Raw genomic sequence first — 24,940 nt, forward strand, 5'->3', positions numbered from 1 at the left:
TGTATCTATTAAACCAATAATGGATCGAGTTTGCCAGCACGATCCAAGGCTACCAAATCATCATATCCACCAACATGGATATCACCGATATAAATTTGAGGCACTGTCCGACGCCCTGTTCTTGTCATCATGGTTTCACGCTGGGCTGGATCACGATCAATCAGAATCTTTTCTAAATTATTTACACCCTTTTTTACCAAGAGCTTTTCAGCCATCACACAGTATGGGCAAACTTGAGTGCTGTACATTGTTACTTGTGGCATATCACTTACCTTGTTTCACCAAAGGCAGTGCGGCAACCTTCCATGCCTGTACACCGCCTTCCAAAATGCCGACTTCAGAAAATCCAAGACCTTTCACTTCAGCAATGGCTTTGCGTGAGTGCGCACCAGTGTCACACACCAAAACTACTGGGTGTTTGCGATCTAGCTTCATCCCCTCAATCGCGGCAGTTAGACCAGAAGCATTGGCGGATTTTGCGCCTGGTAAATGACCAGCTTTATAGGCGTCCTCAGAACGTAAATCCAAAACATACGCCTTACGACGATTAATCCAAATAGTGGCCTCAGTAGGCGATAAGCCTTTACCGCTAATAAGCGTAGATAATGTAGGCAGGAAAAGCGCAGCGCCCGATACCAACAACAGGGCTATAAGCGCTAAATTATCAATTTGCGTGAGAAAGTTCATCATCAGATTATAGAATGGCTCTATGAAACAACTTGTCCTTATTCGTCATGGCGAATCCGCCTGGAACCTTGAAAACCGCTTCACTGGCTGGGCGGATGTTGACTTAACCCCAAAAGGCACCGAACAAGCGCTGGCTGCGGGTGAAAATCTTCGAAAAGCGGGCTATGAATTTGATATCGCCTACACCTCAGTTTTAAGACGCGCCATTCGCACCCTTTGGCATGTTCAAGACACTATGGACCTCATGTGGATTCCAGTAGTACATAGCTGGAGATTAAATGAACGACATTACGGCGCACTAACAGGTTTGAACAAAGCTGAAACCGCTGCTAAATATGGTGACGAACAAGTTCACATATGGCGACGTTCATATGATGTGCGCCCACCGCTTCTTGAAATGGATGATGAGCGTAATCCAAAAAATGATACGCGTTACTCCAAACTCAATCCTTCTGATATTCCTCTGGGTGAGTGTCTCAAAGATAACGTTGAGCGTGTATTACCGCTTTGGAATGAATCGATTGCTCCCGCACTGAAAGCAAACAAGCGGGTATTACTTGTCGCACATGGCAATAGCATTCGCTCCTTGATTAAATACCTTGACCAAATGTCGGATGAAGCCATCATGGAAGTCAACGTACCGAATGGCGTACCGCTAGTTTATGAACTAGACGATAACCTCAAGCCAATACAACACTTCTACTTAGATTAAGTCCTAAAAAAATATGCGTAAATTTCTGAAGAACTTTGCACTGATTGCCATTGGTTTGATTGCCGGCGTAGCCGCTACCATTCAGCTATCCGCAACTGCGCAACAAGGTGGACAGCTGCCTTTAGATGAGCTGCGCACACTCTCTAATGTGTTTGCTCAAATCAAACGTGAATACGTAGAGCCTATTGAAGATAAGCAGCTCTTAACAGATGCAGTCAAAGGCATGGTCAGCAGTCTTGATCCACACTCCACTTTCTTGGATAAAAAAGACTTTGCAGAGATGCAAGAGCAAACCTCTGGGAAATTCGCAGGACTCGGAATTGAAATCACTTCCGAAGATGGCGTAGTAAAAGTACTCAATCCAATTGAAGATAGTCCAGCTGCACGCGCAGGCTTGCAAGCGGGAGATTTAATCACTCGCTTAGATGACAAACCTGTTCGTGGCATGTCTCTTGATAAAGCAGTGCGCACTATGCGTGGTACCCCTGGTACAAAAATCACCTTAACGGTTTATCGCAAAAGTGAGGAACGTAGCTTTCCAGTAACGATTACTCGCGCTGAAATCAAAGTGCAATCCGTCAAAGCCAAAATTCTTGACAACGACATCGCTTGGGTTCGCATTACTAGCTTTCAAGAACGTACGGTTCCAGATCTTGCTAAAAAGCTGACCGATCTCGCCAATCAAGATCCAAAATTGAAGGGCATTATTTTGGATCTGCGCAATAACGGTGGCGGCCTATTACAAGGTGCCGTTGGGGTTGCCGCAGCATTCTTGCCTGCAGACTCTGTGATTGTCTCTACCAAGGGTCAGGCCCCTGATTCCAAGCAGGTCTTTAACGCCACTCCGGCAATGTACCGCCTCAGTGAACCAGGTGATCCATTGGCAAGCGTTCCTCCCATCTTCAAGAAATTGCCGATGGTCGTTCTCGTCAATGCGTATTCAGCATCAGCCTCTGAAATTGTTGCCGGTGCCTTACAAGATTACAAACGGGCAACCATTATTGGCAAAACCACTTTTGGTAAAGGCTCTGTACAAACTGTTCGTCCATTAACAAATGACTCGGCCCTCAAAATCACAACCGCCTATTACTACACACCAAGTGGCAAGTCTATTCAGGCGTTTGGCATTAAACCAGATATTCCAGTTGATCAAAATAAAGATGGCGATCCTGATGATGTGTTGACTACGCGCGAGATTGATAGCGAAAAACACTTACGCAATAAGCAATCTGCCGAAGATAAGTTAATTAAAGATCGCGAAGAACGACGTCTTCAGGAACTTCAGCGCATTGAAGATAAGAATGCTAAGAAAACTCCTGAGGAAAAAGAAAAGGATAAAAACAAGAAGCCTGTTGAATTGGGCAGCGCTGACGATTTCATGCTAACGCAAGCAGTGGCATTTATTAATGGTCAACCCGTTAAACGCTCGTCATCTAAGCTTGAATAGCATTCAGAAAATATGAATGATGAGCAGTTACTTCGCTACTCAAGACATTTATTGCTTGAGGATATCGATGTTGAGGGTCAAGAAAAGTTATTACGCAGCCATGCCTTAATCATTGGCGCCGGGGGTCTAGGTAGCGCAGCTGCACCCTACTTGGCGGCTGCGGGCATTGGCAAAATCACGCTCGTTGATCATGATGTAGTGGAGCTAACCAATCTCCAACGACAAATCATGCATACCGAACAGATGGTTGGCAAAAGCAAAGTAGGCTCAGGTGAGAATTTTTTAGCTCAACTGAACTCAAGCATTCAAGTTGATAGCATTCAAGAGAAAATTACCGCCACTCTTCTAGCTAAACTTTTACCTACAGTTGATGTTGTTTTAGATTGCACTGACAACTTTAAAACTAGGCAGCTCATCAATGCATCCTGCGTTCAACATCAAACACCACTAGTTTCAGGCTCTGCACTGCGCTTTGATGGGCAAGTTTCCGTATTTAATCCTCGAATTGAAGCCTCCCCTTGCTATGCTTGTATCTTCTCCCCCGATGAAAACTTCGAAGAAGTTAGTTGCTCTAGCATGGGCATTTTTTCTCCGCTCGTTGGCATCATTGGCACCATTCAAGCTGCGCAAGCACTTCAGGTCATCATTGGTTTTGGTGAGTCGCTAGTCGGGCGTATGTTGCTTTGGAATGCTCGCACCACACAAGTAGATCAAATCAAAATAGCCCGCAACCCTGACTGCCCAGTTTGCGGAAAACATCACTCTAGTTAAGAGGAGAACAAACGCTCCAAGGCTTTTGCTTGAGCCTCAGGCTCGTAAGCTTTTAGAACGCGTGGGAAGCGAGCCTTTAAGATGCCCGCATTAGCCTGCAGAATTTCCCGCTTCACTAACAACAGCTGACTGAAGTGCATTGAAAAATCAGTTAAGCCCATCGCAAGCAACAACTTCGTTAAGCTGGGATCGCCCGCCATCTCGCCACAGACTGCCACTGGCACACCCGCACGCTTTGCTTGCTCAATGATGTTGGCAATTAAATTGAGAATTGCAGGATGCAATGGATCGTATAGATGCGCCACTGCATGATCTGCACGATCAATCGCCAGGGTGTACTGAATTAAGTCATTAGTGCCGATTGATAAAAAATCAAATCGGTCAATAAATAAAGGAAGTACTAGTGCAGCCGCAGGAATTTCAATCATCGCGCCCACTTGAATATTGGGATTAAATGACTGCCCACGCTGTAGCAACTGCTGTTTCGCTTTTTCAATCAAGCGAAATGTTTCATCAATTTCTTTTGCATGAGCAAGCATTGGAATCATGATGCGTGCTTGACCGTGGGCAGATGCTCGCAATATTGCTCTTAGCTGAGTGAGAAAAATTTCTGGCTCAGTTAAGGACCAACGAATTGCTCGCAAACCCAATGGTGATGTGCCAGTTTGCGAAACTTCGGCTCCACCCATGCCTAATGCCTTATCAGCACCAACGTCAATCGTTCGAATGTTAACTGGCAAGCCATGCATCAAGTCAATGACCCGACGGTATTCCTGGTATTGCTGTTCTTCATCCGGCAAGGCTTGCTTGCGATCCATGAATAAAAACTCAGAACGGAATAGGCCAACACCAACTGCGCCTAACTTCACTGCTTGTATAGCATCTTCAGGTAACTCAATATTGGCAAAAAGCTCAATATCAACACGATCTAAAGTTTCCGTTTTTGCGTGTTTTAACTGTTGAAGTTTTCGCGCATCTTTTGCAGCCTGTGTTTGTAGCTTGCGATATTCGGCCAATAATTGCTCATCAGGAGCAACAACGACCATACCTTGCTCGCCATCCAAAATGAGCCAGTCACCATGACGAATCATTTCGCTAGCATGTCGTACACCAACTACCGCTGGAATCTCCATGCTTCGCGCAACAATCGCAGTGTGAGAAGTTTTTCCACCAAGATCTGTTACGAAACCAGTAAATGCATGATCTTTGAAGCGCAACATGTCATGCGGAGCAATATCATGGGCAACAATGATGGACTCGACACCTACATCGCTCGATGGCAAGAACTCAGTTTCCAGAGTATCTTTTTGTGAATTAATCGCCTTAATGACGCGCTCTGCAACTTGACGAATATCATTCGCGCGCTCTTTTAAATAGGGATCCTCAATTTCCGCAAACTGTTCTAACAGATCGTTGAGCTCCGTAGTCAAGGCCCAAGCAGCATTGAGTCGCTGGGTACGAATCAATTTAAGCGGCTTTTCTGCAAGAGCGGGATCGACCAAGATCATGCCATGTACATCTAAAAATGCCGCCATCTCCTGCGGAGCATCCTTGGGCAATCCTTGACGCAATTGATCCAACTCCAAACGCACTTGATCAAACGCATCTAATAATTTTTTGGCCTCAGTCTCTTCTTTACCCGGCTCAACTAAATAATGACTTACTTCTAATGCCGCGCGCGAAATCAGTACGGCCTTGCCAATCGCAATGCCTTTTGATACTGGAATTCCGTGCAATGCAAATGTCATGCTTATTCGCCTTCTCCAAAGCGATCATTAATTAATGCTGTGAGAGCTTCCATAGCCTCATCCGCCTTCTCGCCAACAGTCTCCAACGTAACCGTGCTACCAATACCCGCTGCCAACATCATCACGCCCATAATGCTCTTTGCATTAATTTGACGCCCGTTACGTGACAACAATATTTCACAAGGAAACTGCGCAGCTAACTGCGAGAGCTTGGCTGAAGCCCTTGCATGCAAACCCAATTTGTTGATAATCTCAATTTCAGCAACAGGCATATTCCGCTTCTCTCCTATTTACACTTGGCTTACTTTTGCACCTAAGCGCAAAATGCCATTCTGACCACCAGCTAAAGCCTTTTTGGCCAACTCTTCAAGATCCTCGGTGCGATGTGAAATACAACGCATCAACATCGGCAGATTTAAACCCGCTAAAACAATGACGGGGGTATTCAGGCCTGATAGCGGACCCAAACCCTCTAACTTAGAAGCCACGTTTGCAGGTGTCGCACCCATCACATCCGTCAAAATCAGAATGCCGTTACCCGAATTCACGCCGTAAGCAGCTTTTAGAACACGATCGAAACTGGCTTTAATATCTTCGTGAGGTGGAATATCCACGGCTCGAATTCGTTCAGGTAATGCGCCAAATGTATGCTCAACAAATCCTAGCATTGCGCTAGCTACCGGGGTATGCGCAACAATTACGATTCCTGCCATGTTATGACACCGCCCTTTCAAGCGCCTTTAACCAAAATTGGGGTACATCAAACTGGGTTTGATCTGTTATTTCAACAAAACAGGTCGGACTAGTCACATTAATTTCAGTAAGACGACCGCCGATCAAATCCAATCCCACTAAGAATAAACCTCGTTGATTCAAAATAGGAGCTAACTTCTCTGCAACCTGCTTTTCAGCATCCGTTAATGGCATTGCAACACCTTTACCGCCAGCAGCCAAATTGCCCCGAATTTCGGAACCCTGAGGGATGCGGGCTAAAGCAAATGGCACTACCTCCCCACCAATTAGCAATACACGCTTATCGCCTTGGGCAATCTCCGGCAGAAAACGCTGAACCATTAATGTTCTTGCACCGTTCTCACCCAGAGTTTCTACGATGCTAGCTAAATTTAAACCATCAGCGCCCACCCTAAATACACCCATCCCACCCATACCATCAAGAGGCTTAATGACGATGTCACGATGTTGCCGATGAAACTCTTCAACCGCTCTTAACTCGCGAGTGACTAATGTTGGGGGAATTAGTTCAGGGAACTCAGTAATGGAAAGTTTTTCAGAATGGTCACGAACGGCACTTGGATTATTAAAAACTTTTGCGCCTTGTCTTTCCGCGGCAGAAAGCAACCAAGTGGTGTTGAGATACTCAATATCAAATGGAGGATCTGTTCTCATGAGCACTGCTGAGAAAGTATTTAGAGAACGTGATTCGAGCGCACCCAATTCAAACCAGGATGTCGAGGCAGGCTTAATCTGCAAGCTCTGACAATCTGCAACAATTAAATTATCTTTCCATAAGATATTGCGACTTTGGCAAAACCATAAATGATGCCCCGCCTCTTGAGCCACACGCATCATTGCCAAAGTGGAATCTTTTTTAATCTTGAAAGATTCTAGGGGGTCGGCAATAAATAAAAGATCCATATTTTCTGTAGCCCTCAGAGCAGGACTTATGCCACTTCCATATCGGGATCGGTTCTCTCTAATTCGAGTGAGGCAGCCAACAAAGCCAATCGAGCAACAACACCGTATAGATAGAATCGATTGGGGGCCGCACTGCCCGGTTTAGCGGCTAGGTCTGGCATCGAGTTTTGCTCAAATGCAAGCGGAACAAAATGCATGCCTGGCGCATTGAGATTTTCATCAGGGCCACGATCAGTGTGAACGCGATAGAAACCGCCAATCACATATCGATCAATCATATAAACAACCGGCTCGGCGACAGCTTCATTGACTTTCTCAAAGGTATAAACCCCCTCCTGAATCAATACATCGCTAACTTCAAGACCTTCTTTTACAACGCTCATCTTGTTTCGGTCTTTGCGGTTCAAGCCTTTGAGTTGTGCCGGATCATTCACCACCATCACGCCCATACCGTAGGTACCAGCATCAGCCTTCACCACAACATAAGGCTTATCTTTAATTCCGTATTCACGATATTTCTTTGCAGTCTTTTTGAGCACCTGCTCTACTGCGGCTTGAAGCTCATCCTCACCTTTACGCTCATGAAAATTAATATTTGAGCAACTTGTAAAGTACGGATTAATCATCCACGGATCAATATCAACTACTTTTGCAAACTTCTTCGCCACTTCTTCATACGCGGCAAAGTGATTAGACTTACGACGTACATGCCATCCAGCATGCAGACCTGGCAATAAATATTGCTCGTATATGTTCTCCAAAATAGGTGGAATACCAGCAGACAAGTCATTGTTCAATAAAATAGAACAAGGATCAAAGTCCTTCAAACCCAAGCGTTGTTTCTTCAAACCCAAACGCGATAAAGGTTCCATAAGAAGTCGATTGCCATCTGGTAATTCAATCCAGGTTGGCTTCTTAATCTCTTCAGAAAAAGTTCCTAAGCGAACATTCAATCCTGCTTGACGCAGAATTGAAGACAGGCGAGCAATATTCTGTAAATAGAAAGTATTACGAGTATGACGCTCAGGTATCAACAATAAATTTTTTGCTTCTGGACAAATCTTCTCGATCGCAGCCATTGCAGCCTGAACTGCTAAAGGCAACATTTGCGGAGAGAGGTTATTGAATCCTCCAGGAAACAAATTGGTATCAACTGGGGCGAGCTTGAAACCTGAATTTCGTAAATCAACCGAACAATAGAATGGCGGCGTGTGCTCTTGCCACTCAAGCCTGAACCAGCGCTCAATGGTTGGGGTTGCTTCAAGCACCTTTGACTCGAGTTCGAGTAAAGGGCCACTTAGGGCAGTAATGAGATGTGGAACCATTCCACCATTGTAAGATTTTTAAAAGAAAGACGCGGGATCCTAGGATCCCGCGCTTAAAGTACCGAACAGCCCTTAAAAGCCGTCCGGCGAGGGGTAAAACAGATTAAGACTCGTAGGCAGACTCACCATGTGAGCTGATATCCAAGCCTTCGCGCTCTTCTTCTTCCTTCACACGCAAACCGATCACGATATCGATCAATTTGAAAGCGATGTAAGAAACTACGCCAGACCAAATCACAGTAGTAATTACGCCTTGTGCCTGAATCCATAATTGGCTAGCGATTGAGTAATCAGGAGCAACAGCATTTGCTACGTAATCCCAAATGCCTGAGCCACCCAAAGCAGGGTCAGCAAATACGCCGGTCAATAAAGCACCAGTGATACCGCCTACGCCGTGAACACCAAAAACGTCCAAGCTGTCATCAGAGCCCAAGATTTTCTTGAGACCAGTAACACCCCAAAGGCAAACTACGCCAGCGATTAAGCCAATAACGATTGAGCCCATTGGACCAGCAAAACCAGCTGCAGGAGTAATCGCTACTAGACCTGCTACGCAACCAGATGCAGCGCCCAACATGGAAGGCTTACCTTTGAGAACCCATTCAGCAACAGACCAGCCCAATACAGCAGCAGCGGTTGCCAAGTAAGTATTTACGAATGCCAATGCAGCGCTACCGTTTGCTTCAAGTGCAGAACCTGCATTGAAACCAAACCAACCGAACCACAAGAGTGCAGCACCAGTCATTACATAAACAAGGTTATGTGGTTTCATTGCTTCTTTACCGTAACCAATACGTTTGCCGATCACAAACGAACCCACCAAACCAGCGATCGCGGCATTGATGTGAACAACGGTACCGCCAGCAAAGTCGAGAACACCTTTCTGCCACAACCAACCAGCACGGGCTGTAATAGCCTCGAGAGAAGCAGCATCTTTAATGTCATCTGGACCAGGCCAGAACCAAACCATGTGAGCGATAGGCAAGTAGCTGAATGTGAACCAAATGATCATGAACACTAGGATTGCAGAAAACTTAGCGCGTTCTGCAAAAGAACCAATGATCAAGCAGCATGTAATCGTTGCAAACACTGCTTGGAAAGCCATAAATACATATTCAGGAATCACAACACCCTTACTAAAGGTTGCTGCTACTGAATCTGGATTCATGCCACCCAAGAACAGGCGATCAAGTCCACCTAAAAATGCCCCACCTTCTGTAAATGCAAAGCTATAGCCATAAATAGACCAGAGCACTGTAATCAAAGAGAAGACCATGAAGCATTGCATGCAAATGGAGAGGATATTTTTGCTACGAGTTAAGCCACCGTAGAACAAAGCCAAGCCTGGAAGTGTCATCAATAACACCAATGCAGTGGATACCATCATCCATGCTGTATCAGCCTTATTACACTTCTCAGAACAAAGCACGGGCGCAGGTTCTGCAGCTGGAGTTGCGGCAGGTGCAGTTACTGCTGGCTTTTTAACTTCATCAGCATGGGCTGGCGAAGTCACCATTACGCCAGTAGCGCCAATGGCCAAGGCCATCGCACCGCCAGCAACAAGTCGTTTCATCCAAGTTAACATTTTGAACCTCTCTTTAAAGTGCCGACGCGCCGGTTTCACCGGTACGAATACGAATGACGTGCTCAACTGGAGAGACAAAAATCTTGCCATCACCAATCTTGCCAGTACGTGCAGATTTTTCAATTGCTTCAATCGCACGCTCCAAGATGCCATCTTCAACAGCAGCTTCAATTTTTACCTTAGGTAAAAAATCTACAACATACTCAGCACCGCGATACAACTCGGTGTGACCTTTTTGACGACCAAAGCCTTTAACTTCAGTGACGGTAATGCCCGAAACTCCCACTTCCGAGAGAGCTTCGCGCACTTCGTCAAGCTTGAAGGGCTTGATGATTGCGGTAATTAATTTCATGTGTATCTCCGTTCAGAGGTGGAAATTAGAAAGTCTTGGTTAAGGAAATTAAGCCGCCGGCTTGACCCAAGTTCTTGCCTGAGGGGCTTGTGTAGGAGTAAGCACCTTTATACGTTGGAGCATTTGTACCAACGTATGCTAGAGCGCCTGATAAGCCACCACCGAAGTCTTTTGTTACGCCAAGTTTCCAGTCTGTGTAGGAGTAAAGGGAGCTATTTGAAGTTCCATTTGGCACTGTGTTGTTTACCCAGTTGTTAGGTGAGCTATTTTTCACATTACCAGCAACATATTGGTAGCCTACGTGGCCATTAAGCGTCAGACCCCATACGCCAGTATCGTAATTCAAAGTCAAATCAGGGTAATAAGATCCAGTTGAATTTACTGTTCCAAATAACGTTGAGACAGCATAGGACACTTTAGCGAATCCAGTAATTGGGCCAAACACAAAGTTTTGCGCTGCATAAATTTCTGTTGTATTCGGATTAGCGGTGTAACCACTTGTGTTAGGAATTCCAGATGTTGGGTAGTAGTACTGTAGAACACCGAAATCAGATGCGAACCCTTCCCCTAAAAATTCTTTCTTAAAGCCCGCATAAAAATCCATTTCGATCTGAGAAGATACACCAGCCGAAGAAGAATTTCCTTTGCCGTTCCAGCCGCCACTTGGTCCATAGTAGTCACTGATCCAGCTAATCGAGCTGTTCCAGTTGCCAATGTAGAAACCGCTCTCATGAGCGTAATCAAAGCCACCTTGAATCGCTGGCTTAAAGTTTGATTGGCTGATACCACGATACCGATAGTCGTTAACGATTGTTACGTTTGCAGCGATGGGACTACCAGCATCTTCTGGATCGGTTGGTGTATCAGCAGCGAATGCTGAAGAACACGCCAAACCTGATAGCAACGCAACTGCTGCTGCAGAAATTGCTCTCTTGTGTAAAGTTTTCATGTATTACTCCTTACTGTTTGTATTCAAAAAAGGGATTAATGCTTATTGCATGTGGTGATGATGAGGGGCTGACCCCTTTTGAATTCCCAGTCATTCCCCTTATTAATGCCAATGCACTTTTTTGGTGCTTTATATTGCACCTATTATGTGAATTTCTTCAGTTTTTAGGCTTTTTTAACGTTTTTCCCCATTTTTGGTGCCTCAAATTAAAATATCAATCTGTGTGTTTTACGCAACCACTAATCCCAATAAAGAACCCATCATGCAAAAACCTGGCGAAATCCTCGAGCAAATTCAGCGCATTGCCAACGACATGCAAAACAAAGTAGGTGAGGCTATTCGCAATTCACCAGCACAAGAGATCGAAAAAAATGTACGAGCCATGATGAACCAAGGCTTCCAAAAGATGGATTTGGTTACTCGCGAAGAATTTGAATTGCAAACCAAGGTTCTTGCAAAAACTAGAGAAAAATTAGAAGTGCTTGAAGCAAAAGTAGCTGCCCTTGAGCAAGGGAAATAATTTCTCTCGGTAATTTCTTTGTTCCAGAATTTTTACTCTAGAACAAATTCATTAAAAAAGTTTGCGTATTCTTCTTTAGATAAAAGCGCTTTTGCATCATTGGTATTTGCATTAGAGTGCAACACCGATATTTGATATACCCACACACTCTTATTCTCACCTGTTCGAGTAATCCACCGAACTCGCATAGCTTGCTGAGCTTTGCTGGGTTGATTAAAGACAATGTAATAGTCGGTTGTTGCAATACGTTGATGTTGACTATTTTGAAAATTGGCTACTTCAGTAGCAACAGATCCACCAGAAGCTTTCGCCCTATCTAACAAATTACTTTGCAACTGCGCAGTAATTTTCTTGATCGAATCAGAATCGGCTTGTTGTGCTGGTATTTCAATAGTGCTGATGGAGTAAATATCGTCATCAATCTTGACAGCCTCTAGGGCCTGATGAAACTCTTGATCGCCAAATGGAATCTGACGCTCTAACTTATCTGGTTTACCAGGAAATAAGGCTGTATATCTTTGTTCCGGTGATTGCACTGTTCGCCAATTGAGCTTTGGGCTACAAGCAACTAATAGGAGAAAAAAGGTTGCCAGCAGGCAAGGCCGAACAAGGCCTTTAGACAACACCCGCTCCATGTGCCTGCTGATCAGCGTGATAGCTGGAGCGCACCATAGCACCTACTGCCGCATGAGAAAAGCCCATTTCATAAGCTTTTTCTTCAAACATCTTGAATACATCTGGATGTACATAGCGTGTCACGGGTAAGTGATGACCTGAAGGTGCAAGATATTGTCCAATGGTCAACATATCAATGTTGTGCTCGCGCATATCACGCATGACTTCCAGTATTTCTTCATCAGTCTCACCAAGTCCGACCATCAATCCACTCTTAGTTGGAATATGTGGAAAGCGCTCTTTGAACTCTTTCAATAACTTTAAAGAATGCAAATAGTCTGCGCCTGGACGAGCCTGTTTATACAAACGCGGGACTGTTTCTAAATTGTGATTCATCACATCCGGTAAACCGCTGGGGGCATGCTCGGCAAAAATATCCAATGCCTTGTCTAGGCGCCCACGGAAATCTGGCACCAACACCTCTATGCGAGTGGATGGCGAAAGTTCACGAGACTGCGTAATGCAGTCTACGTAATGCATAGCGCCACCGTCACGCAGATCATCGCGGTCGACGCTAGTAATAACTACGTAGTTCAGTTTTAAGGCTGCAATAGTGCGAGCCAAATTGGCGGGCTCTTTTTGATCAAGCGGATCAGGTCTTCCATGGCCTACATCGCAAAACGGGCAACGCCTTGTGCACTTATCACCCATGATCATGAATGTCGCAGTTCCTTTACCAAAACATTCACCGATATTTGGACAGCTTGCCTCTTCGCAAACAGTCACCAGTTCGTTTTCACGAAGAATCTTTTTGATTTCAGCAAATCGAGAATTTCCAGAGGCCGCTTTCACCCGAATCCAATCAGGTTTTTTTAGCACCTCTTCAAGAGGAACAATTTTGATCGGAATACGAGCAGTCTTCTCACTCGATTTTTGTTTTCGAGTGGCATCGTATTGAAGATCTTGACGCTCTTCAATCGTCTGCTTGGGATCGGATTTATTCATTGTCATTCAGAGTTATCTAGCTCTCTAGCCCATCTAACATTAGCTGCTTTTGCAAATGCTTCAAAAGCACTTGGCTAATCATGCCTATATTGTCCTTGATCCCGAGGGTTTGCATATCTACCGTCTTTAAGCCCTGATATCCACAGGGGTGGATACGTCCAAATGCCTCCAAATCGGTGGCTACATTTAGCGCCAGGCCATGATAGGAGCAACTTTTAGAGACTTTCAATCCAAGGGCGGCCACCTTAGACCCAACCCACTCGTTAGGCACTCCGCCCTGTTCAGAAACATAAATTCCAGGGGCGCCAGATTTTCTCTCTGCTTGGATCCCAAAGTCTGACAAAGTATCAATTAATGCTTGCTCAATTCGAAAAACCAACTCTTTAACGTAGATTCCTAAGCGCTTTAAATCCAACAATAGATAGACCACAAGCTGCCCTGGACCATGATAGGTAATCTCACCACCTCGGTCTACTTGAACCATCGGAATCTGATTGCTTGGTGAGTGCAAATTGCCAGCGTCACCCGCCAACCCCAAAGTAAATACTGGAGGGTGCTCTAGCACCCAGATCTCATCTGAAGTATTTGCAGCACGCTCTTTAGTAAACACCTGCATTGCCTCATACGTTTTAGCGTAATCAGCTACTCCAAGATGTTTAATTAAAACCCTCATAAAGCTTTAAAGAACTATGCTCACGAGGGGATGGGTAGAGAGCGTGCGATAGAGCTCATCTAATTGCTCACGACTGGTTGCAGTAATTGGCAATGTAATACCTAAATAATTTCCATCTTTTGAAGGTCGCTGCTCTACCTTGCTTTCATCAAAGGTCGGGTCAAGCTGTTTTGCAATGTGCACAATCGCTGGCAAATATTCAGGAATATTTTTTCCCATCACCTTAATAGGGAATAAAGAAGGGTATTCAATTAACGATTTTTCTTCAGCCATAGTGATGTTCTTTGTTCTTGTTCTGTTCTTTAGGTTTTATTGTTTGCGGTGATCTGGCATTCCCAGCCAAGCACCAGTAATGATATTGCGAATGCAATGTAATCTGCGATGGAAAAAATGATCAGCTCCAGGAACTACTTGAACCGTTAGTTCTTGAGGGCGGGCCCAGTCAAGCACATCAATCAATGGAATCGTTTCATCCAATTCACCATGAATCAAGATGGTGTCAGCAGGAACTTGCGCTAAGGTCCATTTGCCCGCAGCACTTCCCACCATCACCAATCTTTCAGCAGGTCGACCTAACTCAGCCAATCGCTGAACCAGATGGCTACCAACAAAGCTACCAAATGAAAATCCAGAAACTACTAAAGGTAAGGTATTGGCCGAGTTAACCCAAGGCTGATTAGATGTCGCTTCAAACTGAGACCAGCTAGATGGAGTTTGCATCCACTCAGTGACATGCAATAAATCTTCTAACTCACCAACGCCATCATCATGCACACCAGCCGTTCCACCAACACCCCGAAAATTAGGGCGCACGCTGACATAGCCCAATTGGTTGAATGAACGGGCCATTGTTTGGGCAACCTTGTTATCCATTGTTCCACCCATCAGCGGATGAGGATGAGCTACTAAAGCAAGGCCGCGCACTTGAAAGGTTGGATCACTCTTCAACTCATCAGGGAGATCAATCGACATTTCGATTGGACCAACAATTCCATCAATCTGAATTAATTTAGTGCGACTATTCATACAAAATACTTTCAACAATAAAAATGATCATTGCAACTTAGGTAAGTTGCAAACGAGCAACGGGGATGCCTTTAATTAAATGGGATTGAATGATCTCTTCTACATCCTCTTGATCAATCAAGGTATACCAAATACCCTCTGGATACACAACCATTACCGGACCATCAGCGCAACGGTCTAAGCAGCCCGCTTTATTGACCCGAATTTTTCCAGGGCCTGCAAGACCTAATTCTTTGACCCTATTTTTTGCATACTCAAATAAAGCAAATGCATTATGACGATCACAGCAATCTTCACCGTTACTACGTTGATTTAAACAAAAAAATAAGTGATGAGAAAAAGCCATAAGTAAATTTATTTAGTATTGGGAGTGTGGTTGAGGACGAAACGCATTCCGAATCATCCAAACAATAGCCATGGGTAGCCATATCACTGAAACCCACTGCATCAATTCATTAAAGTGCAATAACCGTCCTTGATTCCAATGCCTTAAAGTCAAAATGAAATAGGGATTATCGGGCATTATGTTAATCACGACAGTAACGCCAATCAAACAAGAGATTGCTAAAAACCATTTAGTCCTCTGAGGCAAGCCTAAGGCCCAGCGTAGAGCGATAGTTGATAAAAACATTCCCCAAAATGCACCCGTAGTCAGCCAAATAAAACTGAACTCAACACCAAATTGCAAGGCCGTAAATAAGGTCTTCAGAACAACTGTGAAACAGAGTAAGCCATTTAAGATCTGCCACTGCGGAGCTTTGGCACGCATACCTAAAGAAAGAAGCAAAGCTACACCAAGCCAACAAAAGCCGGTGATGAACATCTCTTGCGCAACTTGATTGACTACGAGAGTGCCCCAATCAATTGAACCAAAAATGACATGCCCCCAGACACCAACGCCTAGCCATGAGCTTTGAGGGTAAATTTGCGACCACGGGAAAAGCAGGAAGAGTGCACACACAGCCCAATTCAGACCAAACCACTGATCAAATCTTCGCCGTAATGCGCTGCCCGATAACCACTGGGGGCCTAGAGGAATAGCTAACAACGCACCTAAGAAACATCCGAATACATTGGCCCACCAATCCATCAGACTGGGGATGCGTGTTGGCAGCCATGACTGTAGTGTTTCCACAGTAAGCGCAAGCACTGCACTTAAGCCAATAGCTATACCTAATGCCACAAAATTTTGCCAACGAGGATATGCAGCAAAAACCAATAAAAATCCAAAAGGGATGTACGCCAGAATATTGACTGAAACATCGAAAAGCGTAATAAACCGAGGCAACGGGGCATCAATCCAAGCATATGCGCTAATGCCATTATGAAAGTCAAAATCAAATGGGTTTAAGCTCATATAGACAATCAACAAGACATAGATCAGACTCATTGCACGTGCGAGTGGCATTGCCTGTAATGGCCAAAGCAACTTCCGGGGGCGGTGATCTTTTGCATGCATTCCACAATTCTAGGTCAGACCTTTCTACAATGGCGAAATGACTGCTAATTGCATCCTTGAACGTGTTGCCGAGACCAAATCCACCAATGATGACCTATTGGAGCGCTGGCGCTCGGGTCAACTGATAGACCCTGTAGCCAGAATTGCCCATAGACAAACTGCCGGAAAAGGGAGGGCTGGTCGCGCTTGGTTATCAAATCCAGATGACTCCATCTGCTTTTCCGTTGCCTACCCCTTCAAGAGAAGCCCTGCTCAATTAGCAGGTCTTAGTCTATTAGTGGGCTTAGCGGTAATTGAAGGCATTGCGAGAGCTTGCAATCTAAATAAGTCGCTGCTGTTGCAATCTGGCCTACGTCTCAAATGGCCAAATGATTTACTGTTAAACAACGCCAAACTTGGCGGAATTTTGATTGAGGGTGGGCAAGCAAAACCGACCGACCCAAGTTGGATGATTGTTGGTATTGGCCTCAATTTACGCAACGCAAGTTCAATAGAAAAAAATCTTCATGAGGTCGGCGCAAAAGTTAGTGCAATTGAAGATCTGCTGTCAAAAGATTCAACGCTGCCAGATGCAGAATATCTTTGGTTAAGCTTGCTTGACTCCCTGGAGCAATACTTTCAGAATTTTGATGCTCAAGGATTTGCCCCATATCAGCAGGAATGGAGCACATGGGATGCTTATGCAAACCAAACTGTTTGCCTTTCTGGGGCTGGTAAAGAACCTATATATGGGTTAGCAAAAGGCATCGGCATGGATGGCGCACTCTTGCTTGAGCAAGAAGGAAGAATGATTTCTATTTATGCAGGTGATGTTTCCTTAAGAGTCCAGCCATGAGCCTATATTTAATTTTTGATGTTGGTAACACCCGCCTCAAATGGGCTGCTGTCGAGTCAAGCAAGCAACCATCCGATCAACAAAAAAAATTGTGGGATTACTCTGGTTCGATTAGCACCCAATCACTAAAGTCAGCCGAACATCGAGCAGAGTTAGCTGATTACATTTCTAAAACATTGCCAAAGCCTGATGCAATTGCATTTAGCTGTGTTGCTGGTACAGAGGCAATCCAACAACTCCAGTCTTTATTTCCACAATGGCAAGATATTCAATGGAAACAACTTAGTGGTGATGACGCCTTTGATGGAGTGCGCACACTTTATCAAGACCCAAGCAAATTGGGATCTGATCGCTGGAGTGCCATTATTGGCGCACGTTCACTAACAAAAGCAAACTCACTCATCATCAATGCCGGCACTGCAACCACCATTGATTTGTTAGGCTCAAATGGAGTGCACTATGGTGGTTGGATTCTGCCTGGGCTTGGATTAATGCATCAAAGTCTTGAAACGAATACTGCGCAACTACCGCTTGCTGTACGTGATGCATCTGAGCAGGGATTTGGAACGTCTACGAATGAAGCCATCATCGGCGGTTGTGATGCCGCACAAATTGGTGCAATTCAATATGCACTAGACCTGGCTAAACAAATGAATTTACCAATAGAAAAAATTTGGCTTGATGGTGGCAATGCAAAGACGCTTATGAATCAAATTCAGCAGGCGAATCTACTAAGCACCCAGAAGATTGAAGTCAGTGAAGGCCTGGTGTTACGTGGTGTTTGGGCTTGGCTTTTAAAAAATATCTAAAAACTAAGTGAACCAAAGCAATCCAAACTCTACGAGCGTATTTTTCCTAGCAAGCTTGTAGTGGAGCGCTCGTATAAGAATGGGATTGCGACAGCTTTGCCCCCCCAAGTCTTTACGAGCTTAGTCTCTGCCAGGGTATCGATTTCATAATCTCCGCCCTTGACGTAAATATCTGGACGAATTTGTTCAATCAAATTCACAGGCGTTTGCTCAGAAAATATCACGACTAAATCAACGCTCTCTAGGGCTGCTAGCAATGCTTGGCGATCAGCTTCAGAATTGATTGGCCTATCATCACCTTTACCCAACATTTTGACTGAGGCATCTGAATTAACTCCGACTACCAGGCTGGCACCCAGTGCACGTGCCTGAGCGAGATAGCTGGCATGCCCACGATGCAAAATATCAAAGACACCATTGGTAAAAACAAGGGGTCTTGGTAATTTTGAAATACGCTCTTGAAGTTGTGCCGGGGTGCAAACTTTAGACTCAAAAGAGGGCGAAGAATATGTACTCATATTGCAATATTAATAGCTTTGAGTCTTACCCTGCGATATTCATCAGAATGTCTTAGACTTGGCAGGCAAAACAAGAAGAATGGAGACCTTATGAACCCTATAGTAAATCGCCGCTTGACCGTTTGGCTCTTCCTGTTTTTTATTGGATTTTCCCTGTTTAACACCGCACAAGCTGCATCTAGCTGCAGCCCCCTGTTATCCCATACCTTCCCTCGTCTACAAGATGATGCGCCCCAAAACCTCTGCCAATATCAAGGCAAGGTCATTTTGGCGGTGAATACTGCTAGCTTTTGCGGCTTTACAAGCCAATACCAAGGGCTAGAAAAGATTTACGCACAATACAAAGATAAAGGTTTTGTAGTTCTAGGATTTCCTTCAAATGATTTTGGCCAGCAAGAGCCTGGTAGCAATAAAGAAATTGCTGATTTCTGCAAAAACACCTATGACGTGAAATTTCCGATGTTTGCAAAAAGCAGTGTTTCAGGAAGCAATCCCAATCCCTTTTTTAAAATGCTGATTGCAAAAACAGGCACCACCCCTAAATGGAATTTTTACAAATACTTAATTGACCGTAAAGGCAATGTTGTCGATTCTTTTGGCAGCGTCACCAAACCAACTAGTAGCTCAATTACAGAGCAGATCGAAAAACTGTTAGAGGAAAAAGCGCAGTGATTAAAAAAAGAATTGCCATCATTGGCGCTGGCATTTCTGGCTTAGGATGCGCATATACACTTCGCCAGCAACCCAATATAGAGCTTACCTTGTATGAGGGCGGAAACCACATTGGCGGGCACAGCAATACTGTCGATTTTACTTATAAGCATACTGGCAAACAATTGTCTTATGGCGTCGATACTGGCTTTTTAGTTTTCAATCGCAAAACTTATCCGCGCTTAGTGAGACTATTTGAAGAGATTCAGGCCCCAATAGCACCTTCTGAAATGTCTTTTTCAGTTTCAATCGATACATCCGAGAAAAATCCAGCGCACCCTAAACTCGAATGGGCTGGCAATGACATCAACTCATTATTTGGTCAACGAGCCAATTTGCTATCCCTCTCTTTTTGGCGCATGGTTTATGACATCTTGCGCTTTAATCGCCTTGCAACCAAATTGGCTCATGATCAAATTGCAGCTGGCCATCATTATGCTGAGCCAGATGAAGCAATTGCAACATTCTTAGATCGCAATCGTTTTAGTCAAAGCTTTAGAGAGAATTATTTTTTACCCATGATCGGCGCGATATGGTCATGCTCTGTTGAGCAGATGCTCGAGTTCCCCATCCAAACCATGATTCGCTTTTGTCACAATCATGGGCTTCTGCAGATTCAGAATCGGCCCCAGTGGCTTACGGTTCGAGGGGGGTCGCGTGAATACGTCAAGCGTATCGTGCATGCCCTTGAACAAAATCAAGTCGCCATCAAACGCGAGGGTGTTTTGCGTGTTAATGCGGCTCAAGATGGATCCGCCGCGGAAGTTATTAGCGCTTCAGGATCGGCCTTTTTTGATGAGGTAGTCATGGCATGCCATAGCGATCAATCTCTCGCCTTGCTGCATGGTATTGATCAAGATGCCAAAGATATTTTGGCTGCAATTCCATATCAAGAGAATCGCGCCATTCTCCACACTGACACCAATTTTCTGCCAGAAACAAAACGTTGCTGGGCGGCATGGAACTACACCGCTAAATCAGGTGCCGCACCAACATCCAAACAACATGTAAGCGTGAACTACCTCATTAACCTTCTACAGCCCCTACCAAAAGAGTTGAAGGACACACAAATTATTGTGAGCTTAAACCCCTCATCCGAGCCTAACCCTCAATTAGTGCAACAAGAAATTCAATACTCTCACCCTGTATTTGATATGAAAGCAATTCAGGCGCAAAAGGCATTACCACTTATTCAAGGGATGTCTTCAATCTGGTATTGCGGCGCTTGGACTGGATTTGGCTTTCACGAAGATGGATTACGCTCTGGAGAGCTTGTTGCGGAGGCATTAATCGAGAGCATGAACTCACCATTAAACACAATGTCCAAACAAGATACATGCTAGATGAGTCAGGCAAAGATTAACTTTGGAGTAGTAAAACACAGCCGTTTTAGGCCGGCAAGAAATGTGTTTTCTTATGGCGTTTTCACCATCTCTATTCCAATGCGTTCGCGCCAGAGCGACACGAACCTTCTAAGTAAAACGGGATTAAACGACAATCGCCCAGGCTTGTGCTCTTTTTACGACAAAGACCATGGTCGCGGTGAAGCAAATAGCCTTGCATGGATAGAAGGGATTTTGCAGGAACATGGCATCGGTCAAATTGATGGTGAAATTTGGTTACAGACTTTTCCTAGGGTACTAGGGTACGTCTTTAATCCCGTCAGTTTTTGGATCTGCACCAGTTCTGATAAGAAGGTTCGTGCGATATTGGCCGAAGTAAACAATACCTTTGGGGAGCGGCACTGTTATCTGTTGCACAAAGATTCTGGAGAGGCACTCCGATCTGGGGAAACGCTCATTAGCAAAAAGGTATTTCATGTATCGCCATTTTGCGAAGTGCGTGGTGAATACCGGTTTCGATTCTTGTTTCCAGAAGATAGCCAATCGCAAAGAAATACACTCGCCCGCATCGAACTTCATGAGGATGGGCTGCCCCTCATCAATACCAGCATCAGTGGCGTGAGTCGCCCCCTCACTAAATCTGCCCTTTATTTGGCTTTGCTGCGCTACCCCTTGATGAGTTTAGGTGTGATATTCCGTATTCATTGGCAAGCATTGAAATTATGGCTAAAAGGTGTACCCTTTCATTCAAAACCAAAACCACCCAAGTTTGAAGTTAGCAAATGAATCGCCCAGGACAAAATTTACTTTCACGCCTCAATTTTTCAAATCATAAAAGAGGCAAATCGCATTCACCCAACGGTGACCACAGCACAAAATTTGTTCTCGGCCTGCTATCCCAGCTGAATAGCGGCTGTCTCAAAATGACTTTACCGGATGGTCAGGTAAGAGAATTTGGCAATAAAGCAGATGCACTGCAAGCTGACATTCAAATCTTCGACTGGAATGTATTCAAAGATCTAATGTCTCATGGGGATATTGGTTTTGCAGAAAGCTACATTCGAGGTGAATGGGATAGCACTGACCTAAAAACGATTTTGGAACTTGCCATTCGTAACCGTGCCATCCTAGAAAAAGCGATTTACGGTAGCTGGCTTGGCTCCATTCTCTACCGTACGAAGCATTGGTTAAGAGACAACACGAAATCTGGAAGTCGCAAGAATATTCATGCGCACTATGACTTAGGCAACGCATTCTATAGCCTGTGGCTTGACCCCAGCATGAGTTATTCCAGTGCATGGTTTTCTGAAGGCGCGAAGCAAACCCTTGCTGATGGACAAAGATCCAAAATCAAGCGCATCTTAAGTTCTCTCAATACAAACGCAGGCGATCACATTCTAGAAATTGGATGTGGCTGGGGCGGAGTTATGGAAGAAGCATTACTCAGCGGCAGATCAATCACGGGACTTACTTTATCTACCGAACAAAAAGCCTTTGCAGAAAATCGATTGCAAAATATCAAAGCACTTACAAATAATCAAAGCCAGTTTGAAGTTAGGCTTCAGGACTATCGGGACTGCCAAGAGCAATTTGATGGTATCGCTTCAGTTGAAATGTTTGAGGCTGTTGGCGAAAAGCACTGGCCTGAATATTTTCAAACACTTGCAAAATGTCTTAAGTCTAGCGGTAAAGCATGCATTCAAACGATTGTCATTGCCGATCATTTATTTGAGCGCTATCGTCACAACACAGACTTTATTCAGCAATATGTGTTTCCCGGAGGCATGCTTCCATCACGTGCTAGTTTTAAAGCTGCCGCCACTAAAGCAGGGTTAATAATCGAAAACGAATTTGCATTCGGGGTGGATTACGCCAAAACACTCTGCATTTGGCGTGACAATTTCAATCAAAAACTTCAAGAAATTCGTGCTTTAGGCTTCGATGAAGCCTTTATTCGGCTCTGGAATTTTTATCTTATGTATTGCGCCGCCGGATTTGCCGAGCGCAACATTGATGTTGTGCAATTCACCCTGAGCCACTCATCTCCAAAGGCATCGTCTGATGCTCTGACTGCATGAAGCAAACCGGGATCGACAGCTTTTCAAATAAGCGCATATGGATTATTGGTGCCTCTAGTGGCATTGGCGAGGCATGCGCTAAATCATTAATCGGCCATAATGCGCGCGTCATTCTTTCAAGTAGAAGGATTGAGCGTCTCAATGCAATTGCACAAGAAGCTAAAGTTGATCAAGCATTAGTAGTGCCACTGGACGTGACCAATGATGAGCAGCTAGCTACTACTTATGAAAAGATCATCAACACGTGGGGCGGAATCGATTTGCTCTTATTTGTATCAGGCATCTACACCCCATTGAGGGCTGATACCTTTGATATCCGCATTGCCGAACAAACTGTTGATGCCAATCTTCTTGGGCCCATGAAAGCAGTAGCGCTGGTTCTCCCAAAAATGCTTCAAGCACAAAGAGGAAATATTGCGATTGTAGGCAGTGTTGCTGGCTACAGCGGCTTACCTAAGGCTTTGGCATATGGCCCTAGCAAAGCAGCCATCATCAACTTTTGCGAAACCCTGTACTATGACTTACTTCCCAAAGGCATTGGGGTGCACATGATTTCTCCAGGCTTTGTAGCAACAGAAGCAACTGCGCAGAATGATTTTGAAATGCCCGCTCTGATTAGCGCTGAAGAAGCAGCCTCAGAAATATTAAAAGGTATTCAGAAAGGTGAATTTGATATTCACTTTCCAAAACGATTCTCAAGGTTTTTGAAATTCCTAAGAATCTTGCCTTACCCAATCTATTTTTGGATTGTGCGTCACTTCGTCAAAATCTAAACCTGCTTATTAGGCAGGCTTGATTGATTGCTGCCGGCATGACTACTGCCGATATTTATCCTTACGAATTTTTTCTTCAAGGTAATCCATCACTGCAATCGCCTTAGCCTTAGTGCCAGCAATCGACGGTGAGGTTACATACTTGCCTTGCATCACAATGGTGGGCACGCCATCAATACGATAAGCCTCGGTCAATTGTTTTGCAGCTCTTGCTTTTGAAACCACAGCAAAAGAACGATAAGTCGCCAGGAAAGTATTGCGATCTACTCCCTGTGAAGCAACCCAATCCGCAATTTCAGTTTCGGTGAGTAGACGCTTGTTCTCTTTGTGCATCGCATACATCACTTTTTCATTGAGCGCATCACCTTTACCCATGGCTTCAAGAGCATAGTAAAGCTGGCTATGGGGTAAGAAATCATCCCTGAATGCCACTGGCACTCTTCGGAAAACAGCATCCTTGGGCTGACGTTTAACCCAGGCGCTCAACTCAGGCTCGAAGTCATAACAATGCGGGCAGCCGTACCAAAAGAACTCAATCACTTCAACTTTGCCTTTTGTCTCTACCGGCTGAGGGACAGGAAGAACTCGATAATCAAAACCTTCCTCGATTTTTTGTGCATGAACTGCACCACACAAAACTACTAGAGTGAACGCCAAAAAAATTCGTTTGCTTAATGAGATCATATTTACGGTTTATTTACTTGATTTAATGAGAGTAGATTTAATACCCATGCCATTTAATTTATCGCGAGCGGGGTTGCTTTCATCCACGCTTGCATAAGGGCCAGTTCGAACACGCCACAAGGTATTGCCATCGCTGGTCACCTCACTCAATTGCGCCTGAATGCCTTGAATCGCTAGAGCTGCTTTTTGAGCATCTGCGTCAGCACGTTTTGTAAAGGCGCCCACTTGCAAGAAATATATTGCATCGCCCTTTGGGGCTGCTGTAGATGAACCACTAGCGCCACTATCAGATGATTTTTTGCCGCTGACTAAATCGCCTATAGGATCACTAGATGCAGGCGCTGGAACCTTGCCTTGTAGAGGCCTATTTAAATCTGGTTGCTCAGCAGGAGGGGCAGCCTCACCCTCAGCAGGAGCGGCTGGCTTGATTGTCATTGGCAAATTCGGCGCACGGACACCAGGGCGCTCTTGTGGAGTATTTTTAGAAAGATAGAAGGCAATTACAAAAGCAATTCCTAGTCCTGCACCCAAGCCAAGCACAAAGCCCAGAATGGTTCCGCCATACTGGGAATTGCGATTTGAAGTACCCGTATTGGAGTCTATGTTTTGCTTTTTGAAGCTTGCTAGTTGATTCGGTTTTTTCATCATATCCTCATCTT

General features: G+C 44.7%; 31 protein-coding genes. 11 read left to right on the top strand and 20 right to left on the bottom strand.

The window, feature by feature from the left end; translation table 11 throughout:
* Positions 1-8: 8 nt before the first annotated feature.
* Positions 9-263 carry a glutaredoxin 3 gene (grxC, locus tag IC571_RS09840; protein ID WP_215316428.1) on the bottom strand — a complete coding sequence of 85 codons (255 nt, stop codon included), beginning with the start codon at positions 261-263 and terminating at the stop codon, positions 9-11.
* Position 264: 1 nt separating this feature from the next.
* Entirely contained in the window at positions 265-690 is a 426-nt protein-coding gene (locus IC571_RS09845; protein WP_251373379.1) for a rhodanese-like domain-containing protein, read from the bottom strand.
* A gap of 19 nt (positions 691-709) precedes the next feature.
* Between IC571_RS09845 and gpmA the strand changes: the two genes are divergently transcribed.
* The 3 genes from gpmA to IC571_RS09860 are packed head-to-tail and all read left to right on the top strand — an operon-like array spanning position 710 to position 3,617.
* On the top strand, positions 710-1,399 hold the full coding sequence (gpmA, locus tag IC571_RS09850) for a 2,3-diphosphoglycerate-dependent phosphoglycerate mutase (protein ID WP_215316429.1): 690 nt from the start codon (positions 710-712) through the stop codon (positions 1,397-1,399).
* A gap of 13 nt (positions 1,400-1,412) precedes the next feature.
* A complete protein-coding gene (locus IC571_RS09855) occupies positions 1,413-2,846 on the top strand; it encodes a S41 family peptidase (protein WP_215316431.1) in 1,434 nt (477 codons plus the stop codon).
* A 12-nt stretch (positions 2,847-2,858) separates the two neighbouring features.
* Positions 2,859-3,617: a HesA/MoeB/ThiF family protein gene (locus IC571_RS09860; protein WP_215316432.1), complete on the top strand. Its 759-nt coding sequence runs from the start codon at positions 2,859-2,861 to the stop codon at positions 3,615-3,617.
* On the opposite strand, the gene ptsP is transcribed toward IC571_RS09860, so the two are convergent.
* The 8 genes from ptsP to IC571_RS09900 form a co-directional block, all read right to left on the bottom strand.
* A complete protein-coding gene (ptsP, locus tag IC571_RS09865; RefSeq protein WP_215316434.1) occupies positions 3,614-5,365 on the bottom strand; it encodes a phosphoenolpyruvate--protein phosphotransferase in 1,752 nt (583 codons plus the stop codon). The genes IC571_RS09860 and ptsP overlap by 4 nt on opposite strands.
* A gap of 2 nt (positions 5,366-5,367) precedes the next feature.
* On the bottom strand, positions 5,368-5,637 hold the full coding sequence (locus IC571_RS09870; protein ID WP_215316436.1) for an HPr family phosphocarrier protein: 270 nt from the start codon (positions 5,635-5,637) through the stop codon (positions 5,368-5,370).
* 18 nt (positions 5,638-5,655) lie between these two features.
* Entirely contained in the window at positions 5,656-6,078 is a 423-nt protein-coding gene (locus IC571_RS09875) for a PTS sugar transporter subunit IIA (RefSeq protein ID WP_215316438.1), read from the bottom strand.
* A 1-nt stretch (position 6,079) separates the two neighbouring features.
* Positions 6,080-7,021 (bottom strand): glutathione synthase, encoded by a 942-nt coding sequence (gene gshB / locus IC571_RS09880; RefSeq protein WP_215316440.1) that lies wholly within the window; start codon positions 7,019-7,021, stop codon positions 6,080-6,082.
* A 26-nt stretch (positions 7,022-7,047) separates the two neighbouring features.
* Positions 7,048-8,346 (bottom strand): glutamate--cysteine ligase, encoded by a 1,299-nt coding sequence (gshA, locus tag IC571_RS09885; RefSeq protein WP_215316441.1) that lies wholly within the window; start codon positions 8,344-8,346, stop codon positions 7,048-7,050.
* Between the two features lie 103 nt (positions 8,347-8,449).
* Complete coding sequence (locus tag IC571_RS09890) at positions 8,450-9,931, bottom strand: ammonium transporter (protein WP_215316443.1); 1,482 nt, start codon at positions 9,929-9,931, stop codon at positions 8,450-8,452.
* Between the two features lie 13 nt (positions 9,932-9,944).
* Positions 9,945-10,283 (bottom strand): P-II family nitrogen regulator, encoded by a 339-nt coding sequence (locus tag IC571_RS09895; protein ID WP_011903792.1) that lies wholly within the window; start codon positions 10,281-10,283, stop codon positions 9,945-9,947.
* Between the two features lie 25 nt (positions 10,284-10,308).
* Positions 10,309-11,232 carry a TorF family putative porin gene (locus IC571_RS09900; protein WP_215316445.1) on the bottom strand — a complete coding sequence of 308 codons (924 nt, stop codon included), beginning with the start codon at positions 11,230-11,232 and terminating at the stop codon, positions 10,309-10,311.
* A 262-nt stretch (positions 11,233-11,494) separates the two neighbouring features.
* Here IC571_RS09900 and IC571_RS09905 point away from each other — a divergent pair, with 262 nt between their 5' ends.
* On the top strand, positions 11,495-11,752 hold the full coding sequence (locus IC571_RS09905; protein WP_215316447.1) for an accessory factor UbiK family protein: 258 nt from the start codon (positions 11,495-11,497) through the stop codon (positions 11,750-11,752).
* A 32-nt stretch (positions 11,753-11,784) separates the two neighbouring features.
* Here the strand turns inward: IC571_RS09905 and IC571_RS09910 are convergent, their stop codons facing one another.
* From IC571_RS09910 to IC571_RS09940, 7 genes are all read right to left on the bottom strand, one after another.
* Positions 11,785-12,288, bottom strand: a complete 504-nt coding sequence (locus IC571_RS09910) for a hypothetical protein (RefSeq protein WP_251373381.1) — start codon at positions 12,286-12,288, stop codon at positions 11,785-11,787.
* 79 nt (positions 12,289-12,367) lie between these two features.
* The gene (gene lipA / locus IC571_RS09915; protein ID WP_215317901.1) at positions 12,368-13,372 is read right to left on the bottom strand and encodes a lipoyl synthase; all 1,005 of its coding nucleotides are present in this window, start codon (positions 13,370-13,372) and stop codon (positions 12,368-12,370) included.
* Between the two features lie 16 nt (positions 13,373-13,388).
* The gene (lipB, locus tag IC571_RS09920; RefSeq protein WP_215316450.1) at positions 13,389-14,045 is read right to left on the bottom strand and encodes a lipoyl(octanoyl) transferase LipB; all 657 of its coding nucleotides are present in this window, start codon (positions 14,043-14,045) and stop codon (positions 13,389-13,391) included.
* Positions 14,046-14,051: 6 nt separating this feature from the next.
* Complete coding sequence (locus tag IC571_RS09925; RefSeq protein WP_215316452.1) at positions 14,052-14,318, bottom strand: YbeD family protein; 267 nt, start codon at positions 14,316-14,318, stop codon at positions 14,052-14,054.
* Between the two features lie 36 nt (positions 14,319-14,354).
* The gene (locus IC571_RS09930; protein ID WP_215316453.1) at positions 14,355-15,071 is read right to left on the bottom strand and encodes an alpha/beta hydrolase; all 717 of its coding nucleotides are present in this window, start codon (positions 15,069-15,071) and stop codon (positions 14,355-14,357) included.
* A gap of 37 nt (positions 15,072-15,108) precedes the next feature.
* The gene (locus IC571_RS09935) at positions 15,109-15,417 is read right to left on the bottom strand and encodes a ferredoxin (RefSeq protein ID WP_215316456.1); all 309 of its coding nucleotides are present in this window, start codon (positions 15,415-15,417) and stop codon (positions 15,109-15,111) included.
* A 12-nt stretch (positions 15,418-15,429) separates the two neighbouring features.
* On the bottom strand, positions 15,430-16,530 hold the full coding sequence (locus IC571_RS09940; protein ID WP_215316457.1) for a VanZ family protein: 1,101 nt from the start codon (positions 16,528-16,530) through the stop codon (positions 15,430-15,432).
* Positions 16,531-16,567: 37 nt separating this feature from the next.
* Between IC571_RS09940 and IC571_RS09945 the strand changes: the two genes are divergently transcribed.
* Positions 16,568-17,365, top strand: a complete 798-nt coding sequence (locus tag IC571_RS09945; RefSeq protein ID WP_215316459.1) for a biotin--[acetyl-CoA-carboxylase] ligase — start codon at positions 16,568-16,570, stop codon at positions 17,363-17,365.
* Positions 17,362-18,174: a type III pantothenate kinase gene (locus tag IC571_RS09950; RefSeq protein ID WP_215316461.1), complete on the top strand. Its 813-nt coding sequence runs from the start codon at positions 17,362-17,364 to the stop codon at positions 18,172-18,174. The genes IC571_RS09945 and IC571_RS09950 overlap by 4 nt, the downstream gene beginning before the upstream one ends.
* Positions 18,175-18,203: 29 nt before the next feature.
* On the opposite strand, the gene rfaE2 is transcribed toward IC571_RS09950, so the two are convergent.
* Positions 18,204-18,692 carry a D-glycero-beta-D-manno-heptose 1-phosphate adenylyltransferase gene (gene rfaE2 / locus IC571_RS09955; protein ID WP_215316463.1) on the bottom strand — a complete coding sequence of 163 codons (489 nt, stop codon included), beginning with the start codon at positions 18,690-18,692 and terminating at the stop codon, positions 18,204-18,206.
* A 90-nt stretch (positions 18,693-18,782) separates the two neighbouring features.
* Between rfaE2 and IC571_RS09960 the strand changes: the two genes are divergently transcribed.
* The 5 genes from IC571_RS09960 (at position 18,783) to IC571_RS09980 (ending at position 23,597) form a co-directional block, all read left to right on the top strand.
* Positions 18,783-19,364, top strand: a complete 582-nt coding sequence (locus tag IC571_RS09960) for a glutathione peroxidase (RefSeq protein WP_251373384.1) — start codon at positions 18,783-18,785, stop codon at positions 19,362-19,364.
* Positions 19,361-20,746 (top strand): NAD(P)/FAD-dependent oxidoreductase, encoded by a 1,386-nt coding sequence (locus IC571_RS09965; protein WP_215316465.1) that lies wholly within the window; start codon positions 19,361-19,363, stop codon positions 20,744-20,746. The genes IC571_RS09960 and IC571_RS09965 overlap by 4 nt, the downstream gene beginning before the upstream one ends.
* Positions 20,747-21,532 (top strand): DUF1365 domain-containing protein, encoded by a 786-nt coding sequence (locus IC571_RS09970; RefSeq protein ID WP_215316467.1) that lies wholly within the window; start codon positions 20,747-20,749, stop codon positions 21,530-21,532.
* Positions 21,533-21,669: 137 nt separating this feature from the next.
* Positions 21,670-22,824, top strand: coding sequence for a cyclopropane-fatty-acyl-phospholipid synthase family protein (locus tag IC571_RS09975; RefSeq protein WP_251373387.1), 1,155 nt, complete (start codon positions 21,670-21,672; stop codon positions 22,822-22,824).
* Positions 22,821-23,597: an SDR family oxidoreductase gene (locus tag IC571_RS09980; RefSeq protein ID WP_215316471.1), complete on the top strand. Its 777-nt coding sequence runs from the start codon at positions 22,821-22,823 to the stop codon at positions 23,595-23,597. Before IC571_RS09975 ends, IC571_RS09980 begins: the two co-directional genes overlap by 4 nt.
* Positions 23,598-23,639: 42 nt before the next feature.
* Here IC571_RS09980 and IC571_RS09985 read toward each other — a convergent pair whose 3' ends face one another.
* Both IC571_RS09985 and IC571_RS09990 read right to left on the bottom strand, forming a co-directional pair.
* Positions 23,640-24,281, bottom strand: coding sequence for a thiol:disulfide interchange protein DsbA/DsbL (locus IC571_RS09985; RefSeq protein ID WP_215316473.1), 642 nt, complete (start codon positions 24,279-24,281; stop codon positions 23,640-23,642).
* Positions 24,282-24,290: 9 nt separating this feature from the next.
* Positions 24,291-24,929 (bottom strand): SPOR domain-containing protein, encoded by a 639-nt coding sequence (locus tag IC571_RS09990; RefSeq protein ID WP_215316475.1) that lies wholly within the window; start codon positions 24,927-24,929, stop codon positions 24,291-24,293.
* Positions 24,930-24,940: the final 11 nt, after the last annotated feature.

The organism is Polynucleobacter sp. MWH-UH2A (assembly GCF_018687195.1).
GTDB lineage: Bacteria > Pseudomonadota > Gammaproteobacteria > Burkholderiales > Burkholderiaceae > Polynucleobacter.

Excerpts from the sequence above, each read along its gene's own strand:
- IC571_RS09960 (WP_251373384.1), top strand. The coding sequence starts at position 18,783 with ATGAACCCTATAGTAAATCGCCGCTTGACCGTTTGGCTCTTCCTGTTT.
- gshB (WP_215316440.1), bottom strand. The coding sequence starts at position 7,021 with ATGGATCTTTTATTTATTGCCGACCCCCTAGAATCTTTCAAGATTAAA.
- IC571_RS09895 (WP_011903792.1), bottom strand. The coding sequence starts at position 10,283 with ATGAAATTAATTACCGCAATCATCAAGCCCTTCAAGCTTGACGAAGTG.
- IC571_RS09950 (WP_215316461.1), top strand. The coding sequence starts at position 17,362 with ATGAGCCTATATTTAATTTTTGATGTTGGTAACACCCGCCTCAAATGG.
- rfaE2 (WP_215316463.1), bottom strand. The coding sequence starts at position 18,692 with ATGAGTACATATTCTTCGCCCTCTTTTGAGTCTAAAGTTTGCACCCCG.
- IC571_RS09925 (WP_215316452.1), bottom strand. The coding sequence starts at position 14,318 with ATGGCTGAAGAAAAATCGTTAATTGAATACCCTTCTTTATTCCCTATT.
- IC571_RS09980 (WP_215316471.1), top strand. The coding sequence starts at position 22,821 with ATGAAGCAAACCGGGATCGACAGCTTTTCAAATAAGCGCATATGGATT.
- IC571_RS09985 (WP_215316473.1), bottom strand. The coding sequence starts at position 24,281 with ATGATCTCATTAAGCAAACGAATTTTTTTGGCGTTCACTCTAGTAGTT.
- IC571_RS09940 (WP_215316457.1), bottom strand. The coding sequence starts at position 16,530 with ATGCATGCAAAAGATCACCGCCCCCGGAAGTTGCTTTGGCCATTACAG.
- IC571_RS09890 (WP_215316443.1), bottom strand. The coding sequence starts at position 9,931 with ATGTTAACTTGGATGAAACGACTTGTTGCTGGCGGTGCGATGGCCTTG.
- IC571_RS09975 (WP_251373387.1), top strand. The coding sequence starts at position 21,670 with ATGACTTTACCGGATGGTCAGGTAAGAGAATTTGGCAATAAAGCAGAT.
- IC571_RS09855 (WP_215316431.1), top strand. The coding sequence starts at position 1,413 with ATGCGTAAATTTCTGAAGAACTTTGCACTGATTGCCATTGGTTTGATT.
- IC571_RS09860 (WP_215316432.1), top strand. The coding sequence starts at position 2,859 with ATGAATGATGAGCAGTTACTTCGCTACTCAAGACATTTATTGCTTGAG.
- IC571_RS09930 (WP_215316453.1), bottom strand. The coding sequence starts at position 15,071 with ATGAATAGTCGCACTAAATTAATTCAGATTGATGGAATTGTTGGTCCA.
- lipB (WP_215316450.1), bottom strand. The coding sequence starts at position 14,045 with ATGAGGGTTTTAATTAAACATCTTGGAGTAGCTGATTACGCTAAAACG.
- IC571_RS09900 (WP_215316445.1), bottom strand. The coding sequence starts at position 11,232 with ATGAAAACTTTACACAAGAGAGCAATTTCTGCAGCAGCAGTTGCGTTG.
- IC571_RS09935 (WP_215316456.1), bottom strand. The coding sequence starts at position 15,417 with ATGGCTTTTTCTCATCACTTATTTTTTTGTTTAAATCAACGTAGTAAC.
- IC571_RS09875 (WP_215316438.1), bottom strand. The coding sequence starts at position 6,078 with ATGGCAGGAATCGTAATTGTTGCGCATACCCCGGTAGCTAGCGCAATG.
- lipA (WP_215317901.1), bottom strand. The coding sequence starts at position 13,372 with ATGAATAAATCCGATCCCAAGCAGACGATTGAAGAGCGTCAAGATCTT.
- grxC (WP_215316428.1), bottom strand. The coding sequence starts at position 263 with ATGCCACAAGTAACAATGTACAGCACTCAAGTTTGCCCATACTGTGTG.
- IC571_RS09870 (WP_215316436.1), bottom strand. The coding sequence starts at position 5,637 with ATGCCTGTTGCTGAAATTGAGATTATCAACAAATTGGGTTTGCATGCA.
- IC571_RS09905 (WP_215316447.1), top strand. The coding sequence starts at position 11,495 with ATGCAAAAACCTGGCGAAATCCTCGAGCAAATTCAGCGCATTGCCAAC.
- IC571_RS09970 (WP_215316467.1), top strand. The coding sequence starts at position 20,747 with ATGAGTCAGGCAAAGATTAACTTTGGAGTAGTAAAACACAGCCGTTTT.
- gpmA (WP_215316429.1), top strand. The coding sequence starts at position 710 with ATGAAACAACTTGTCCTTATTCGTCATGGCGAATCCGCCTGGAACCTT.
- IC571_RS09845 (WP_251373379.1), bottom strand. The coding sequence starts at position 690 with ATGATGAACTTTCTCACGCAAATTGATAATTTAGCGCTTATAGCCCTG.
- gshA (WP_215316441.1), bottom strand. The coding sequence starts at position 8,346 with ATGGTTCCACATCTCATTACTGCCCTAAGTGGCCCTTTACTCGAACTC.
- IC571_RS09945 (WP_215316459.1), top strand. The coding sequence starts at position 16,568 with ATGACTGCTAATTGCATCCTTGAACGTGTTGCCGAGACCAAATCCACC.
- ptsP (WP_215316434.1), bottom strand. The coding sequence starts at position 5,365 with ATGACATTTGCATTGCACGGAATTCCAGTATCAAAAGGCATTGCGATT.
- IC571_RS09990 (WP_215316475.1), bottom strand. The coding sequence starts at position 24,929 with ATGATGAAAAAACCGAATCAACTAGCAAGCTTCAAAAAGCAAAACATA.